At 43.1% G+C, this 16,683-nt stretch carries 20 protein-coding genes and 1 pseudogene; 10 read left to right on the plus strand and 11 right to left on the minus strand.

Annotated features, from left to right (window positions below; all coding sequences use genetic code 11):
- Positions 1-53: 53 nt before the first annotated feature.
- The 5 genes from AHMF7616_RS14110 to AHMF7616_RS14130 all read right to left on the minus strand — a co-directional run bounded on the left by AHMF7616_RS14110 (position 54) and on the right by AHMF7616_RS14130 (position 3,984).
- The gene (locus AHMF7616_RS14110) at positions 54-977 is read right to left on the minus strand and encodes an aspartate carbamoyltransferase catalytic subunit (RefSeq protein ID WP_115373474.1); all 924 of its coding nucleotides are present in this window, start codon (positions 975-977) and stop codon (positions 54-56) included.
- Positions 978-980: 3 nt separating this feature from the next.
- Complete coding sequence (gene pyrR, locus AHMF7616_RS14115) at positions 981-1,532, minus strand: bifunctional pyr operon transcriptional regulator/uracil phosphoribosyltransferase PyrR (RefSeq protein WP_115373475.1); 552 nt, start codon at positions 1,530-1,532, stop codon at positions 981-983.
- Between the two features lie 312 nt (positions 1,533-1,844).
- Positions 1,845-2,138, minus strand: coding sequence for a DUF5615 family PIN-like protein (locus AHMF7616_RS14120; protein WP_233507555.1), 294 nt, complete (start codon positions 2,136-2,138; stop codon positions 1,845-1,847).
- 49 nt (positions 2,139-2,187) lie between these two features.
- Positions 2,188-2,424 (minus strand): DUF433 domain-containing protein, encoded by a 237-nt coding sequence (locus AHMF7616_RS14125; protein ID WP_115373476.1) that lies wholly within the window; start codon positions 2,422-2,424, stop codon positions 2,188-2,190.
- 72 nt (positions 2,425-2,496) lie between these two features.
- A complete protein-coding gene (locus AHMF7616_RS14130) occupies positions 2,497-3,984 on the minus strand; it encodes a hypothetical protein (RefSeq protein ID WP_147275686.1) in 1,488 nt (495 codons plus the stop codon).
- Between the two features lie 188 nt (positions 3,985-4,172).
- On the opposite strand from AHMF7616_RS14130, the gene AHMF7616_RS14135 reads away from it, so the two are divergent.
- Both AHMF7616_RS14135 and AHMF7616_RS14140 read left to right on the plus strand, forming a co-directional pair.
- A complete protein-coding gene (locus AHMF7616_RS14135; RefSeq protein ID WP_115373478.1) occupies positions 4,173-4,400 on the plus strand; it encodes a hypothetical protein in 228 nt (75 codons plus the stop codon).
- Positions 4,393-4,737, plus strand: a complete 345-nt coding sequence (locus tag AHMF7616_RS14140) for a type II toxin-antitoxin system PemK/MazF family toxin (RefSeq protein ID WP_233507558.1) — start codon at positions 4,393-4,395, stop codon at positions 4,735-4,737. Before AHMF7616_RS14135 ends, AHMF7616_RS14140 begins: the two co-directional genes overlap by 8 nt.
- 82 nt (positions 4,738-4,819) lie before the next feature.
- Here the strand turns inward: AHMF7616_RS14140 and AHMF7616_RS14145 are convergent, their stop codons facing one another.
- Positions 4,820-5,224 (minus strand): EVE domain-containing protein, encoded by a 405-nt coding sequence (locus AHMF7616_RS14145; RefSeq protein ID WP_115373479.1) that lies wholly within the window; start codon positions 5,222-5,224, stop codon positions 4,820-4,822.
- Between the two features lie 175 nt (positions 5,225-5,399).
- On the opposite strand from AHMF7616_RS14145, the gene polX reads away from it, so the two are divergent.
- The 5 genes from polX (at position 5,400) to AHMF7616_RS14170 (ending at position 9,377) form a co-directional block, all read left to right on the plus strand.
- Positions 5,400-7,115, plus strand: a complete 1,716-nt coding sequence (gene polX, locus AHMF7616_RS14150) for a DNA polymerase/3'-5' exonuclease PolX (RefSeq protein ID WP_115373480.1) — start codon at positions 5,400-5,402, stop codon at positions 7,113-7,115.
- On the plus strand, positions 7,112-8,095 hold the full coding sequence (locus tag AHMF7616_RS14155; protein WP_115373481.1) for a glycosyltransferase family 9 protein: 984 nt from the start codon (positions 7,112-7,114) through the stop codon (positions 8,093-8,095). The genes polX and AHMF7616_RS14155 overlap by 4 nt, the downstream gene beginning before the upstream one ends.
- A gap of 142 nt (positions 8,096-8,237) precedes the next feature.
- Entirely contained in the window at positions 8,238-8,537 is a 300-nt protein-coding gene (locus tag AHMF7616_RS14160; RefSeq protein WP_115373482.1) for a phosphoribosylpyrophosphate synthetase, read from the plus strand.
- Between the two features lie 116 nt (positions 8,538-8,653).
- Entirely contained in the window at positions 8,654-8,923 is a 270-nt protein-coding gene (locus AHMF7616_RS14165; protein ID WP_115373483.1) for a UBP-type zinc finger domain-containing protein, read from the plus strand.
- A 274-nt stretch (positions 8,924-9,197) separates the two neighbouring features.
- On the plus strand, positions 9,198-9,377 hold the full coding sequence (locus AHMF7616_RS14170) for a hypothetical protein (protein ID WP_115373484.1): 180 nt from the start codon (positions 9,198-9,200) through the stop codon (positions 9,375-9,377).
- 90 nt (positions 9,378-9,467) lie between these two features.
- Here AHMF7616_RS14170 and AHMF7616_RS14175 read toward each other — a convergent pair whose 3' ends face one another.
- The 5 genes from AHMF7616_RS14175 to AHMF7616_RS14195 all read right to left on the minus strand — a co-directional run bounded on the left by AHMF7616_RS14175 (position 9,468) and on the right by AHMF7616_RS14195 (position 14,114).
- The gene (locus AHMF7616_RS14175; RefSeq protein WP_115373485.1) at positions 9,468-10,079 is read right to left on the minus strand and encodes a sterol desaturase family protein; all 612 of its coding nucleotides are present in this window, start codon (positions 10,077-10,079) and stop codon (positions 9,468-9,470) included.
- Between the two features lie 77 nt (positions 10,080-10,156).
- The gene (locus AHMF7616_RS14180; protein WP_115373486.1) at positions 10,157-10,690 is read right to left on the minus strand and encodes a shikimate kinase; all 534 of its coding nucleotides are present in this window, start codon (positions 10,688-10,690) and stop codon (positions 10,157-10,159) included.
- 727 nt (positions 10,691-11,417) lie between these two features.
- Positions 11,418-12,470, minus strand: coding sequence for an ABC transporter permease (locus AHMF7616_RS14185; protein ID WP_115375617.1), 1,053 nt, complete (start codon positions 12,468-12,470; stop codon positions 11,418-11,420).
- Between the two features lie 2 nt (positions 12,471-12,472).
- Positions 12,473-13,570, minus strand: a complete 1,098-nt coding sequence (locus AHMF7616_RS14190) for a BT_3928 family protein (RefSeq protein ID WP_115373487.1) — start codon at positions 13,568-13,570, stop codon at positions 12,473-12,475.
- The gene (locus AHMF7616_RS14195) at positions 13,557-14,114 is read right to left on the minus strand and encodes a DUF1599 domain-containing protein (RefSeq protein WP_115373488.1); all 558 of its coding nucleotides are present in this window, start codon (positions 14,112-14,114) and stop codon (positions 13,557-13,559) included. Before AHMF7616_RS14195 ends, AHMF7616_RS14190 begins: the two co-directional genes overlap by 14 nt.
- Before the next feature lie 43 nt (positions 14,115-14,157).
- On the opposite strand from AHMF7616_RS14195, the gene folP reads away from it, so the two are divergent.
- From folP to AHMF7616_RS27170, 3 genes and pseudogenes are all read left to right on the plus strand, one after another.
- Positions 14,158-15,042 carry a dihydropteroate synthase gene (folP, locus tag AHMF7616_RS14200; protein WP_115373489.1) on the plus strand — a complete coding sequence of 295 codons (885 nt, stop codon included), beginning with the start codon at positions 14,158-14,160 and terminating at the stop codon, positions 15,040-15,042.
- Positions 15,043-15,309: 267 nt separating this feature from the next.
- Positions 15,310-16,155, plus strand: coding sequence for a diadenylate cyclase CdaA (gene cdaA, locus AHMF7616_RS14205; RefSeq protein WP_115373490.1), 846 nt, complete (start codon positions 15,310-15,312; stop codon positions 16,153-16,155).
- A gap of 101 nt (positions 16,156-16,256) precedes the next feature.
- Positions 16,257-16,616: pseudogene (locus tag AHMF7616_RS27170) on the plus strand (DUF1016 N-terminal domain-containing protein).
- The last annotated feature ends 67 nt before the right edge of the window (positions 16,617-16,683 follow it).

Raw genomic sequence — 16,683 nt, forward strand, 5'->3', positions numbered from 1 at the left:
ATGTTTATTATTTTACTAAATATTTTAGTTTTAAATATAGATTAACCTTTTACTTACACCTGGGAGGCTAATAAATACAAAACGGCCATGCGGATAGCTACGCCATTTTCTACTTGGTTTAGAATGATAGCTTGCTTGGAATCAGCGGCATCGCTGCTGAGCTCTACACCCCGGTTTATGGGACCCGGGTGCATAATCACGATTTCTTTATCCAGGCTATCCAGCAGCTTTTTGTTGATGCCGTAGTACAATGTGTATTCGCGCAACGAAGGAAAATACTTCATCTGCTGCCGCTCTAGCTGAATGCGCAATACGTTGGCCACATCGCACCACTCCAGGGCCTTGCGCACGTTTAGCTCTACTTTTACACCTAAAGCGCTAATGTACCGGGGCAATAAAGTTACCGGGCCGCACACCATAACTTCGGCGCCCAGCTTTTGTAAAGCAAAAATATTGGATAGCGCTACCCGCGAATGCAAGATATCGCCGATAATGGCTACTTTTTTTCCGGCCACCTCGCCTAAACGCTCCCGGATGGAAAAAGCATCCAATAAAGCTTGGGTAGGATGCTCGTGGGTACCGTCGCCGGCATTTACAATGTTGGCTTTTATGTGTTTCGATAAAAAGTGCGGTGCCCCGGCGCTGGCGTGACGCATCACGATCATATCTACTTTCATGGCCAGAATGTTATTGACGGTATCCAGCAAGGTTTCGCCTTTTTTTACGGAACTGCCGCTCGCCGAAAAATTGACAATATCGGCAGATAAGCGTTTTTGGGCTAGCTCAAACGATAGCCGGGTGCGGGTAGAATTTTCAAAAAAAACGTTGGCAATGGTAATGTCGCGCAGCGAAGGTACTTTTTTAATCGGGCGGTTCAGAACTTCTTTAAAATTATCGGCCGTTTCAAAAATTAACTGAATATCGGCGGGTGTAATGTCTTTAATTCCTAAAAGATGCCTAACGCTGAGTGCTTGCATGGATTACTTTTCTTCGGTTTTGGTAATGAGCCAAATGTTATCTTCGGTGCTTTCGGCCGTACGCCATTCTACCAGTACCCGCTGCGACGATAACGAATTTACGGACTGCCCCACGTAGGTGGCTTCAATGGGTAAATCGCGGCTATAACGCCGGTCAATTAAAACCAGTAATTCTACTTTCTGCGGCCGGCCGTAGGCAATCATGGCGTCCAGGGCGGCGCGTACGGAGCGGCCGGTATATAATACATCGTCCACCAGAATTACCTGCTGGTTTTCAATGATAAAATCAATTTGGGTGGCATTAGCGGTAAGCGGGCTTTCGCGGCGGCGGAAATCATCGCGGTGAAAAGTAATATCCAGGCGACCTGTGCGGATGGGCTTGCCAATAATTCTTTGCAGGGTTCTCTGGAGGCGTTCGGCCACAAATACACCGCGGGGCTGTAAACCCAGGATAACCGAATTCGAAAAATCATGGTGATTTTCGATCAGTTGCTGCGCCAGGCGTTCCAACATCATTTCGAGCAACTGACTACTAACGATTAATCTTTTCTGCATTTTCGACCAGAGATATCGGACAAAGATAGGTAATTAGTCGATAGCCCATAGTCGATGATCTATAGAATTTTTGTTAGTCCATAATCAATGGCCCATGGTTCACAGTTTAGCTTATTTGTAAAAAGGTATTGGGAGGAACTAATTAGGAATACTTATAAAAGCAAAAATTTTAACCATTTAATTTAATCCCGCTGCTATAGTTTGTAAACTATTACCACCAGCCATCAACCACTAATCACGAACTGTAATCTGGGATTATCAGTTAAACGAGAAAAGGTTTAAATACTTGTTAATTGCTTTTTGGAAAAGTGTTCAATTCACTCCTTCAATTTGATTTTCGTAAATGGTAACTAATTTATGATTCTCAATTAAGTGTAAAACCTCTTGCCAGCATTTGTCTACTATCCGATAAAACTCCTTCATACTTTTGTTACCAATCCGAACATGAATAACCTTGGGCGGCGGTATCGAAAGAAGTACTCTGTTGGAGAAGTCACTATCTTTAGTGATAATGATCAGGTTTTGCCCCCGAGCATAATTCCAAATATTTTTATCTTTTGCTTTTGGGTCTATGTCTATTTGATGAATGTAGTCTGCCGTATTCACAAGCTAAAATAATAGGGCAAATTAACATCAATTAAATATTTAGGCATAATTACGCCGCCATTTCCCGGAGGGTATATTTCCGCTCCATTAATTGAATTGCGAACTGCTTACATGCTTCTAAATCTTCTTTTTCCAATACCGGATATTGATGCAATATTTCTTCTTCACTCGTTCCTGTCAATAAAAATTCGAGTATCGTCTGGACTGTAATTCGTAAACCTCTGATGGTAGGTCTCCCATTGCATAACTCGTCGTCAATCGTTATTCTTTTTAATATAGTGTTCATAGATTTAAATTGATTATGGTTTGCTTATTTATTTACAGCAACACTTATTTACAACAACTATAGATTAAAAGACTACTTAAACACCACTTTATTTAAATAAAACACATTGCGAGCCGGGCCTTTGGCTGGCCGCACACGCTGGTAACCGTAAGCAATAAAAACATTGTTGTACCACGATAACAAGCCGGTTTTTTCCGCTTCGGTTACTTTTTCGCTCGGGTCGTTGGCCAGTACGGCAACTTTGCTGTTATCTTGGGTAACGCTGTCTTGCTGAATAATTTTGTAGCGGATGTTTTTTTCGTCGCTGTAAGCCATGATAATTTTATCGCCACTCCGGATCAGCTGGGTATTTTCTACCAGGTTTTCCTGCATGGCATCCCGTAGGGTAAAACTGTTATCCCAAACTAATTTACCTTCTTTATCAAAGGCACAGGCAATGGTGTGGGTATAGCGGTAGCCATCGAACACCCGGGCCAAAGGCGTTAAGCCGTAACTATACGTACTGGAACTGCTGTATTGCGGGTAATACGCTTCGGCCACCAGCAACATGCCTTTTTCGTAATAAATAATGTCGTGCAACAAAATACGGTAGCGCAGCCGGAATTCTTTATCCTTGGCTTTAAAACGAGCGGCTTTGCGGTAAAGCCGCTCGCGCCGGCCTTTACGCATGTAATCGAAGAAATGCCGGAAACTTTTAAAATCGTAGTAAATAATATCGTTTTGGTCGTTAAACAACTGGCTGGTAAAAATGCCCTGCGCGTAGCGCATGTCGCGCAAGGAATAAGTACCCACTAAGGTTTTGGCAATGCTGTCGCCGGGACTTAACTGACCGGTGATTAAACTGCGGTTGAGTTTAGATTGCAAAATTTTAATGCTGTGCAGGTTGCCTTCCGGCGAAAACCGTTTTACCTGCAATCGGCCAATCTTGCCATTCGATTCTGAGAGCACAAACTCGGCGCGTTGCGTGGCGGTGTCGGCGTTAAAAGTGGCCAGGGCATCTGGTTTATCGTACAGCGCCGGGATGGTCCGAATCTGGTCGTTTTGTAAATCCAGATTTAATACGATTAAATGACGCAAGTCATAGGCTATAAAATAAGCATTGTTATCCAGCACTTTAAACCGGTCTATTTTTAAATCAGCGGGTAAATCGTATTCGCGCAAATCGTAGGTAACTTCGGAGTAAGACGCGTTTAAATTGTTAATTTTTAAAAAAACAAACTCCCAGGGCCGGTACGTTAGGAATAGCAGGTAAATGTAATTTTGGTCGGCGTAAATATGCTGCAAAGAGTAATCGTCCTGAATAGGTATTTGGCCGGACCAGATTTTATTTAAATTCTGATCGAAGCGGGAAAAAACAAATTTTTCGCGGGAGCTTATACCCGAGTAATCGTGGGCGTACACAAATAAAGTACTGTCTTGCAGCGGAAATACTTCGAAGTGAGAATCCGAGATAGTAGCTTCAAATTCCACGCGGTTCGGCTGAACCGGCTCTTGACTATAAGCAATGGACGACTGAAAAATTAAAAAAACGACTAGTAAAAACCACCTAGCTTGCAACATTAAAACCCTATTACCTGGACTTAGTGAGACGAGAAACAACAAACAATATTTAATGTATAACTTATACGGCAGTTATGCAAAGGATGCAGAATAGTTTGAAAAATTATTTAAAAAAGCCAAATCTAACTCGTAAAGTAAACTAAATTTTTTATTGAAGATTTCGTATATTCACTAAAATAAACCACCACATGCAAAAAATTGAAGTTACCGGCAGGATTGATAATATGGGAATTTTACGATTAGATGACCCTCTAAAAGTTAAAGAAAAAAAAGTAAAAGTAATTATTTTCCTACCAGAAGAGGAAGAAGATACTTTATGGCTAAAATCCATAACTCATAATGCCGCTTTCGACTTTCTACATAATGAATCAGAAGATATCTATCGTTTAACAGACGGACAACCATTTAATGATTAGAGGTAAAATAGTTCTGGTACCTTTTCCATTTGATGATTTTAGCGGAACAAAAGTAAGACCGGCCATCTGTTTGACAAATGAAATAGGATTTTATAATCATATTGTAATTGCCTTTATAAGCAGCCAAGTACCAGATATTTTCGATCAGTCAGATTTCATTTTAGAGAAAACCGATAAAGATTTTGCAACAACCGGACTTACTGTTAGATCTGTTATCAAATTGCACAGGTTAGTAACTATCCCTAAAAACCTCATAAAAAGACAATTAGGCACATTACCTTCTAAGTGGCAGATGGCAATAGACAAGAACTTAAAAGTTTTATTTAACTTAAAATAATTTTAAAAGTAGTTAAACAGCAAATATTTAAAGCTACTTTACTTACAGATCAAAATCAACGCAATCTGCGTAAATCAGCGATCTAATTACCTAAACCCAGAATAATATCGTATTCCTCCGACTTTAAAGGCAATACCGATAAGCGCGATTGCCGCAACAAAGCCAGATTTTCTAAGCGTTGGTCTTTTTTAATTTGATCCAGGGTTACCGGTTCTTTAAAATCACGGGTGGGTACCAGATCTACGGCTTGCCAGCGGGCATCGTCGGTAGTTGGGTCGGGGTAAGCTTCGCGTTCTACGGTAGCCAGGCCCACTACGGCTTTTTCCGATACACTGTGGTAAAATAAAACCGGGTCGCCAGCTTTCATTAAAGCTAAATTGTTACGCGCCTGAAAGTTACGAACCCCCGTCCAGGCGGTTTTTCCATCTTTTACTAAATCGGCCCAGGAATAAGCCTCCGGTTCTGATTTTACGAGCCAGTACTGCATGAATTTTTAAATTTTTATAATAGAAGTTACCGCGCCAAAGATAATTTTATTTCTTTTATTTCGGCAAGAGTGCCCGCCGACAAGCACCAGCAGAGCAAATGAAGCAGTGGCAAATTGCTTTTTTTTGACCGCTGCCGGTACCAGAAAAGTGTATCTTTGTAAAAAATAAGCAGCCTTGAAAAATAAAGATATTATCCGGAGCTTTCGTTTAGTGGTTTCGTTGTTGGAACTACACGACGAAAATCCTTTCAAAATTCGCACTTACAGCAATGCCGTAGCGAACCTCGAACGTTTAGAAATTCCGCTGGCGGGTTTACGGGTAATTGATCTGGAACAACTGGAAGGTATTGGTAAATCCATCGCGAGTAAAATTTTTGAGTTAAACCAGACGGGCAGCTTTCCGGAATTGGATGCTTTGCTAACGGCAACGCCACCCGGAGTAGTAAAAATGTTGCAAATAAAAGGCATTGGCCCGAAAAAAATACGCGCGATCTGGAAAGAATTAGGCGTAGAAACTTCCGAAGATTTGCTGCAATCCTGCGAAAACAACCAGATTGCCGCCCTAAAAGGTTTTGGTGCCAAAACCCAGGAAACAATAAAAAACGCGTTGCTTTATTCCGAGTCGAGCAAGGGCAAAGCACATTACGCTACCGTAGAGAAATACACCGACGAACTGGCAATTTTTTTAAAAAATAACTTAAAAACAGAGCTAGTAGCCATAGCCGGCGAGGTACGGCGGCGTCTGGAAATCATCGAAACCATGCTGTTTGTGGTAGGCACCGATCAGCCTTTACAAGTACCCGTTGTGCTGCAACAACGCCCGGAATTGCAACCAGATCCGGTAAAATCCGGGCCTTTCGTGTGGCGCGGCCTCGAATCGCAAACTGGCGTGCCCGTAGAAGTAAGAATAGTCGCTCCCCAAAATTTCTACAATGCCTTGTTTCTACACACGGGCGCTCCGGCTCACCTGAATACCAGCTATAACGAAACGGCTAGTCTGCTGCAATTAGCGAATCAGCAAACATTTACTTCCGAAAAAGAAATTTACGAGAAAGCCGGCTTAGCCTACATTGAGCCCGAAATGCGCGAAGGCACCCAGGAAATTGCATTGGCCCGCGAAAACCGGCTGCCGGTATTAGTAACCAACGACGATTTACAAGGCATCCTGCATAACCATACTACGTACAGCGACGGAGCCAATACTTTAGCCACCATGGCCACCTATTGCCGTGACCATGGTTACCAATACCTGGGCATTTGCGACCATTCCAAAGCCGCTTTTTACGCCAACGGTTTGGTGGAGCATAGAGTAAAAGAACAACACCGCGAAATAGATTCTTTAAACCGCGAACTGGCCCCGTTTAAAATATTTAAAGGCATTGAGGCCGATATTCTGGCCGATGGCTCCCTGGATTACAACAACGAAGTACTGAGTACTTTTGATTTTGTGGTCGCCTCGATCCATAGTAATTTAAAAATGGAAGAGAAAAAAGCCACGGAACGTTTATTGGGCGCTATTCAGAATCCGTTTACTACCATTCTGGGCCACCCCACCGGCCGATTACTTTTACAGCGCGAAGGGTACCCCATCGATTATAAAACCATTATTGATGCCTGTGCTTTTTACAAGGTTATTATTGAAATAAATGCCAACCCCTGGCGGCTGGATTTAGATTGGCGGTGGGTAGAATATGCCTTGAGCCAAGGAGTATTGCTGAGCATTAACCCGGATGCCCACAGTACTGCTGGTTACCACGACATGCATTACGGCGTGCAGGTAGCCCGCAAAGGCGGTTTAACCAAAGAAATGACGTTTAATGCTTGGCCCCAGGAGAAAGTAGCGAGCTATTTTGAAGATCGCCGGATAAAAGCGCTGGCAGAAGTGAAATGACGAAAATATTAGTCTTGCGTTTTTCTTCCATTGGTGATATTGTACTTACTACGCCGGTGGTGCGCGCCCTGAAACAACAATTGCCCGGCGCCCAGATTCATTACGCCACCAAATATAACTTCCGCAGCCTGGTCGAGTCTAATCCGTACATCGACCAGGCGCATTACCTGCGTAATAACTTAGGCGAGTTAATTAAAGAATTGCAAGCGGAAAAATTTGATTACGTTGTAGATTTGCACCGCAACCTGCGCACCAGCCTTTTAAAATTTAAATTAGGCGTACCGGCCAAAAGCTTCGATAAGTTAAATTTTAAAAAATGGCTGCTGGTGCGTTTTAAAATAAACAAGTTACCGAATATACACATTGTAGAGCGTTACTTAGCCGCCGCAACGCACCTGGGAGTAACCAACGATGGTCAAGGACTTGATTATTTTATCCCGGCAGCCGATGAAGTAGCTCTAACCAGTTTACCCGTAACGCACCAAAATGGATATTATGCATTTGCCATTGGCGCACAGCATTATACCAAACGCTTGCCCACCGAGCGTATCATTGAGCTTTGTGCCCAAATAAATGCTCCTGTTATTTTGCTGGGCGGCAAAGAAGACCAAGCCGCAGCCGCAGAAATCACCAATTATTTTAAAAATCGATCAACAACTAACGAACAACGAACAACGATTTACAACGCCTGCGGTCAGTATAATTTAAATCAATCCGCTTCGCTGGTAAAACAAGCCCAGGCTGTTTTCAGTCACGATACCGGCTTAATGCATATTGCGGCGGCTTTTCAGAAGAAAATTTTTTCTATTTGGGGAAATACGGTACCCGAGTTTGGTATGTACCCTTATAAAACCGAATTTAAAGTGTGGGAGCGCCCCAATCTGTATTGCCGGCCTTGTTCTAAAATTGGTTATAGCAAATGCCCACAAGGACATTTTAAATGCATGCGCGAAATAAATTTTGATATTACCCTTACTTAGCCCTGCTGCATTTTTTCAGATTTTTAAAATTTTTGTCTTTTTCCGAACCAAAAGTTAGATGCAAAAGTAGGTTCTTGTGGCTATTCCTCTCCTATTTTCTAAAAATATGCTTACCTTAATCTAACTGTTAAAGTAAAGCCTCATGAAACAATATGATACTCTGGTAGATGCCTTGCGGGATTTGGAAAACCGGGGCTACAACGTAAACTTTAACGTAGCTCAGGATTGCCTGGAATGCGCGGAAATTAATTTAAAATTATACCCCGAAGATTTTGAAGTAGTTGAGTTTTACCGCTTCGAGGGGCCCACTGACCCTGCCGATAGTTCGATTCTGTACGCCATTACGGGTAAAAACGGCACCAAAGGCGTGCTTGTAAATGCGTATGGCGTTTATTCCGATTCTGGTTCTGAAGCTTTAATGGCAAAACTAAATCTGGTGTAAACTTCTACCCGGATCAGAAAAAACGCCTTAACCCGCACTAAAATTTAAAAAATAAATTGCATTACCAAGCATCTGGTAGCTTTTAACCGGTACCATACAAGCAAAAATTTAAAAAAATGAACAGAAAACTTTGCTCGCACTTACAAACGCTGGAAGAAATAAAACCAGCCGATAAATATTTTTGCGAAGAATGCGTGAAAACCAATTCTAGCTGGGTGCATTTGCGGGTTTGCCAAACCTGCGGCAAAGTGCATTGCTGCGACGACTCGCCTAACCAGCACGCCACCAAACACTACCAAGCCACCGACCACCCAGTCGTCATTTCGGCGGAACCCGGCGAACAATGGCTCTGGTGCTTCCCCGATGAGCAGTTTGCCACTTATTAAATCTGATGCTCTCGTGTCTGGAATAATATAGCATTAACCAACTTACAACTGATTTTGTACAGGAATATTCTGGCAGCCCAAGTACTCGGAAAATCGTCTGGCTCCAGGTAAATTCTTCGCCTGCCCGACTCTTACAGATAAACTTTAGCGATCCGGGCTAATTAATCCAACCTTTTTTGCTAATCATAGTATCACACCTATATACCGGTTGGTTTTGTTAATTGGGCAAGCTACTCGGGTATAAAAATCCAACTATTTACCTTAACCTACTACTATGAAAAGTTTCAGATACTATTTTTCGATATTGCTTATATTCCTAACCCTTACCATAACTAGTTGCGAAGTGGTTGGTGATATTTTTAAAGCCGGCATGTGGACCGCCGTTATCGGTATTATTATAGTTGTATTATTTGTGCTCTGGATCGTCCGCAAAATCCGGGGGCCGCGTTTGTAGTTTACAACCTTTATTTCAGCCGTTAAAACAAAAAAGCTCCTCTACAGGAGCTTTTTTGTTTCGGGCACTTACCAAAAACCTCAGTAAGTGTTATTTTGACTTCTCCGGCGGCATAGTTCCCAGAATCCAGTCCCACAGCGGCGAAGAAACGCCGTAAGCTTTATCGTCGTGCTTGTAATGATGAATGCTGTGGTGGATCCACAATATTTTTAAAAAATTCTTAGGTGGAGCGTAGGCATGTACCGCGTAATGCACGAACAAGTAAATGGCGTAGCCAAACAAAAACCCGGACAAAATGCCAAATACCGCCGAACCAAAAATAAGCTTAAACACAAAAAAGAAAAACGAGGCCAGAAACAAGCTCACGATGGGGGGCATGGCTAAACGCGATTTATCTTTCGGGTAATCGTGGTGGTTGCCATGAAAGGTATACTGGATGTTTTTCTTTACTTCGGTATCGGTATCCATGTGAAACAAGTGCCGGTGCGCCATGTACTCCACGAACGTAAACAAAAACCAACCCACCAGAAAAAGTGCCACCGCCGATAGAACGGTAATAAAGCCGTGGAGCAGCCCGTAATAAATTAGAGCTACGGCGATAACCATAAAAATAGCAATGGGTAATGCAATGTGCGTACGGGTAAGCCGCTCTAAAACGGGATTCTTAAAAATTTGGGCCGTGCCTTTATGATTTGGTTTCATCTGTTTTAAACAATTGTTTAAATTTAGTTCTACAATAAGTAAGATTAGTTTTAATAAATTAAGGTTGCAAAGCTTTATTATTCTTTTTTAACCAGATATTGGTCTATTAACTGGCATAATTCGCCGGCATTGGGGTTTGCGCTAGCATACGTGATGGTTGCTTTAGCATAAAACTGTTTGCGGTGGCTTAATGTTTCAGAAAAAAACCGATATAGCTGTTCATCGCTTTTCCCGGCTAATAACGGTCGAACGGCAATACCTTCGGCTTTCATCCGCGACAGGATCTCGGTAATGGGTACTTCAATGTAAATGCTAACGCCATGCCGGTTGATAAAATCCATGTTTCCTTCGAAGCAAGGAGTACCGCCGCCGGTTGCAATGACGCCCTGCTCGTATTCCTCGGTAGCTTGCCGCAAAGCGATTGCTTCCGTTTTTCGGAACCACGATTCGCCGGTTTTTTCAAATATTCTCCGCACGCTTTTTCCTTCTTTGCGCTCAATGTAATGATCGAGGTCCGTGAACGGTACGTGCAAGTGCGTAGCCAGCTGCCGACCCAAGGTAGTTTTACCCGAACCCGGCATTCCGACTAAAAAAATACGATTATCCAGCACAAAACAGCATTAAATACAGCGGTAAAAGTATTAAGACTTTCGGTAGCATGCCAGAAAGAACGTTATTAGTTTTATTTTTTAGGGTTAAGTAGCTTTTTTAGTGATTGTTACACTTTCATTATTTGATTGTCACGCCTTCATTAATAGATGTAATTAAGTGTAATTTTTTAAATTTAAGGTATTATTTGGAGCCTTTTCAAGTCTCCAGGCATGGGTGCTATCTAACTGGCTAGCTACAAGTTGGCTCACGGCCGCTTGGCCCCGTTTGGCTCTTCCGCACTCGCTAGCCTTCCTTTCCTCGCTCCGCTACGGAATACTGCTGCGCAGTACCGGAACCCTAGCAGGTGCTCCACAGCCAAACTAGCGTCATTTATTCTTGGCTACGGCTTTTCTGGTTGGCAAGGCATTGTATGCGGCACTAATTAAAATTAGGATGCTTAATGAAGAGGTTGAAATTAAAAAATTTTAAAAATCAACTTTGCTTAACCATTTTACCAAGTACCATTTACCACTTTAGGGCACGAGTTTACTTGTGGGCATTGCTAAAATTTTCTTAAAAATTGCTATTTCCTAGTTGTATATTCTAAGTAGTCACGGCGGTAAATACGTGCTCTAACAATATGTTATTTGCTACCTGGTAACTGGTACTTGGTAAATGGTAAATGTAAAAAGCCACCTCTCCTTCCCTGTTTTTAGGGAAAGTGCCCTTCAGGGCGGAAGGATTAAGCTATAGCTTCACCCGTGGATCAACAAAAGCATATAGCATATCTACCAGAATATTAATCAGGACAAATAAAAAGGCAACCAGAAGAGTAGCGCCAATTACTACCGGAAAATCCAGGTTCTCGACGGCGTGTAGGGTAACGGAACCCAAGCCTTTCCAGTTAAAAATATACTCAATAAAGAAAGCACCGGCCATCAGTGAAGCCAACCATCCGGAAACCGCCGTTATCACGGGGTTTAGCGCATTTTTTAAAGCATGCCGCCAGATCACCTGGCGGTAAGACAAGCCTTTGGCCCGGGCCGTCCGGATAAAATCTTGCGCAAGTACATCAATCATGGAAGCGCGGGTAAGCTGCATAATCACCGCCAGGGGCCGGATGCCGAGTGCAAAAGCGGGTAAAATTAAATTTTGCCAAACCAGGTGCCTACCCGTAAAAGCATCAATTTCGTAGAGCTGGCCGGTGAGGCTCAGGCCGGTAAAATTGCTCCAGTAAAAACCAAAGGTAATGGCAATTACAATGGCCGCTACAAACGAGGGTACCGAAATTCCCAACACCGATGTGGTAACTAAGGCATGATCCAGAATACTATGCGGTTTCAATGCCGCTACCATGCCTAAGAATATACCCAGAATAGTAGCCAACACCATAGCTGCTCCCGCCAGCCACAAAGTACCCACTAAATGGTCCAGCAAAATAGCGGTAACGGGTTTATTACTCTGGAAGGAGCGCCGTAAATAAGGCACTTTCAGTACAACCACTTTATTGGTTAAGGTAAATAAACGTTGATAGTGATACTTCTGCTGGTTATCCGGCGTATGCGGGTGGATGGAAACGGGCGAAATATCGTTGAGGTAGTAGAGTAGCTGCGCGGGCAATGGTTTATCTAAACCTAAATCTACCATGATGGCTTCACGGGTGGCAATGTCGTTGCGCTGCCCGGCCAACATAGCTACCGGATCGCCGGGCAAAACGTTAAACAAAAAAAAGACCGTTACTACCACGCCCATCATAATCAGCAGGCCGTGTAACAGTCTTTGCCCCACGAAGCGCAGCAAACTCATAATTGCTGCTCTATTGTTTGAATATCCGGCGTATCGTTATAATGCCATTTACCAACTACTTGTCCGTTTTTAAGCAGCATAATACCGGGGTTGGAGCGCATCATGGTTTTTAAAACCGTAGCATCGCCAAAGTAATAAGGCGCACTTAAATTAGTTTCGTGCCGGAATACATCATAGTCCTGACTGCTGCTGGCCGTAATGACTACCGGTTTAATGTTTTTACTGGATTTTTCGGCGGCGGCAATCAAGGGATTTATTTGCGTAAATACCTTCTGGTCGGCTTTGCTGGCATCTTGCACCAAAATAATTAACTTATTGCCGGTAAACACTTCCTGCGTAAAATCACCGGTATCGTTCCACACGTTGAAATCCGTGATTTTAGGACCATCCTGAGGGTTAAGTGGTACCATTTTTTTAAATTTCCAGGTCGAATCGGTGGGATAATCGGTAAATTCTTTCTCTTCCCCGTTCTTAGCCATAATGTATTTGTAGCGCAACGGTGCCGAAGGTTTCATGAGCGTCGGAATGTTGTTGCCCACTTTATACGCCCGGAAATCTACGAATGGCTCGTGATTATAGGCGTAAATGCCAATGCCAAACGAGATTACTGCCGTAATAGCCACCAGTACGCTGGCTACTTTAGCCGTTCTGGTCTCGGGTAAATACCGGCGCGTTGCCAGTAAGATGAAGATTAATAGTAGGAGTACCATGTCTTTCGAGAACGATTGCCAAGGCGTTAATTTAATGGCATCGCCGAAACAGCCGCAATCCGTAACTTTGTTAAAATACGCCGAGTAGAACGTGAGAAAGGTAAAGAAAACCATTAGCACGAGTAAGCTCGCCAGAATCTGCCGCAAACGCCAGCGCAGCAGCAAAGCCACGCCCAGTATAATTTCTAAAGCACTCAACAGAATAGATAAGTAGAGCGCATACGGTTTAAAAATTAAAAAAACCGAGGAAAAATCGGTGGCGAACACTTCAAAGTATTCTTCGAGCTTAATGGCGGTGCCCACCGGGTCGTTAATTTTAATTAATCCCGAAAAAATAAACAGGCCACCCACAAAGAGCCAGCTTAATTTGCTAATTACTTTCATCGGCGGCAAAGTTTAATTTTATAAGCGCAAAAACGGCATAGTTAATCATGTCGCGGTAATTAGCTTCTACCCCTTCCGAAATTAAGGTGTGGCCCTGGTTGTCTTCTATTTGCTTGGTGCGGTACAGCTTCATCAGAATAATATCGGTAATCGAAGATACCCGCATATCGCGCCAGGCTTCGCCGTAATCGTGGTTCTTGGCCAGCAGCAGTTCGATGTTTTTATCAATGTGCGCATTATACTGTTCGGCCACTTGGGGGGCCGGAATTTCCAGCTCGGTGTGGCCGGTTAAATCCATTTGCATTAAAGCAATTACGCAGTAGTTCACAATACCCACAAACTCCGAGGTAATATCTTCCGCAATCTTCTGCACGCCTTTTTCCTGAATGGAGCGGATGCGCTGGGCTTTGATGAAAATCTGGTCGGTAATAGACGGCAAACGCAAAATGCGCCAAGCGGTACCGTAATCAATGGTTTTTTTTAAAAATATTCCGTGGCAGGCGCTTATTACCCGTTTATATTCCGACAGCGTTTGATTAATCAACTTTTTAGGCTTATTTTAGAGATTCGTAAACAGATATCCCGGTTTGAAGGCGAAAGATACGTTTTTTTACAAAAAGAGTACGCTCAACTGCCACGGAAAAATCCTTTCGCTGGCAACCCCGGTAGTAATGGGGATATTAAACGTAACTCCCGATTCTTTTTACGATGGCAACCAATACACCACTATCGATAAAATAGTGGCGCAAGCCGAAAAAATGCTGGCCGAAGGAGCCACCATCCTGGACATTGGCGGTTACTCGTCCAGGCCGGGAGCAACCGATATTTCGGTGGAAGAAGAAAAAGCCCGGGTAGTACCGGCCATTGCAGCTATCCGGAAAGCTTTTCCGGGTACTATTCTATCGATTGATACGTTCCGGGCCGACGTAGCCGAAGCGGCCGTACAAGCGGGGGCCTCGATTATCAACGATATTGCGGGAGGTACTCTGGACGAAAACATGTTTGCCAAAGTGGGCAAGCTCCAGGTGCCTTATATTTTAATGCACCTGCGCGGTACGCCGCAAACCATGAAACACTTAACCAGTTACGATAATTTAATTGTAGAGCTGGTTACGTATTTTGAGCAGAAAATAGCGCAACTCCGGGCGGCCGGCGTAGTAGATATTATAATAGATCCCGGTTTTGGGTTTGCTAAAAACACTGAGCAAAATTTCACGCTGCTGCGTTCTTTACCCGATTTCGACTTGTTGGAGTTGCCGGTTTTAGTGGGTTTATCGCGTAAATCGATGACCTATAAAACCTTGGGCATAGAAGCTCCGGAAGCCTTGCCGGGTACCATTGCGTTAAACACCATTGCGTTGCTACAAGGCGCCAGCATCTTGCGGGTACACGATGTAAAAGAAGCCGTACAGACCATAAAACTGGTAAATAGGTTGCAAGTTACAGGTTACAGGTTGCAGGTTAGCAAATAATTATTTGGTTGATTGCTTTACTGCTTGCATTTGCGACTTTTAATAATTTTAAAGTTGGGCAAATTTTAAAATAAAGAGCTTACAACAACATGCAGAAATAAATATTAAAAATAGACGTTACCTAATTTTTTAATTAAAAATCATATTGAATAAAAATTTAAAAATAAACCTTCAACCTGTAACTAATTACAACTTGTAACTTGCAACTTAATATAACTTGCAACTAAACACAACTTGTAACTTGCAACCTTTAACCTGTAACTAAATTTGATACCGTTATTTACCATTGGATTTTTGGAAATAAACTGGCTCGATATCGCGGATATCTTGTTGGTAACGGTATTGCTGTACCAGTTATACAAAGTGCTTACCGGCAGCGTAGCCCTTAAAATATTCGTGGGTTTGCTTTCGGTTTACTTATTGTATTTAGTGGTAAAAGCAGCGGGCATGGAGCTGCTTACCATTATCCTGGGGCAGTTTATGGGCGTGGGCGTGCTGGCCATGATTATTTTGTTTCAGCAGGAAATCCGGCGATTTCTGATGATGATTGGCAAAAGCTCGCCTTTTAACAAAGACAACTTTTTCCTGGGATTTCCGTGGCGCAAAGCCGAAACCGAAAACCGCATTAATCTCACGCCTTTTATCGAAGCGGCCAAATCGTTGGCCGGTAAAAATACCGGGGCCTTAATTGTATTTGCCCGTAGTTCCGAGCTTAAATTTTACGCTGAATCCGGCGATTTAATTGATGCCGTAGTCTCCAAACGTTTATTACTTTCTATTTTTAATAAAACCAGCCCTTTGCACGATGGTGCCGTAATTATCGCCAATAACCGTATTAAAGCGGCCCGCTGTATTTTACCCGTTACCGAAAACAACGATGTACCGGCCTCGATGGGTTTGCGCCACCGGGCGGCCATTGGTTTAAGCGAAGTAACGGATAGCGTGGTGCTGGTAGTATCGGAAGAAACCGGGCAAATTTCGTTGGTACGGAACGGCGAAGTGTACCGCAACCTCGCCGCCGCTGATTTACGTTCCAAACTCAACCACTTCCTCTTCGACATCGAACCAAAATCTACCACTCCGGCCGGCGAAAAATCGGTATCGGTGGCGTAGGTTTCAACTTTTTATCTTTATTTTAAAGCATAAATATTACCTGAACCAGCTACTATTTATGTCGGCAATTTGGTACACATGCGTACTAAATTAAGAAATGATTGATAACTAATGCGTATTATCCCAACAGAAAACGGGCTTCTGCCGGCCGTAAAGAGATTATCATTCAGGCTAAAAATTTAGCTTTTAAAAACAGCAATTCTATTTTACTCCAGATGTACTGGCAAATAGGCCAACTGATTGTAGAAGATGAACAGCAAGGTAAAGCTAAAGCTGCCTACGGCAAAGAAGTGCTCCAGAACCTCTCCCGGCAGCTTACCCTGTAATTTGGCAAAGGTTTCGACGAAAGTAACTTGCGTAATATCCGTGTTTTTTATCTGGCTTTCCCCATTCGTGACGCGCTGCGTCACGAATTAAGTTGGACGCATTACCGCATTTTAAATCGAATTGATAATGCATGACCTTCGGCAGCAATAGGCAAAGGATGCCATAGAAGGGAACCGGAATACGCGTACCTTACAACGTAAT

The organism is Adhaeribacter pallidiroseus (assembly GCF_003340495.1).
GTDB lineage: Bacteria > Bacteroidota > Bacteroidia > Cytophagales > Hymenobacteraceae > Adhaeribacter > Adhaeribacter pallidiroseus.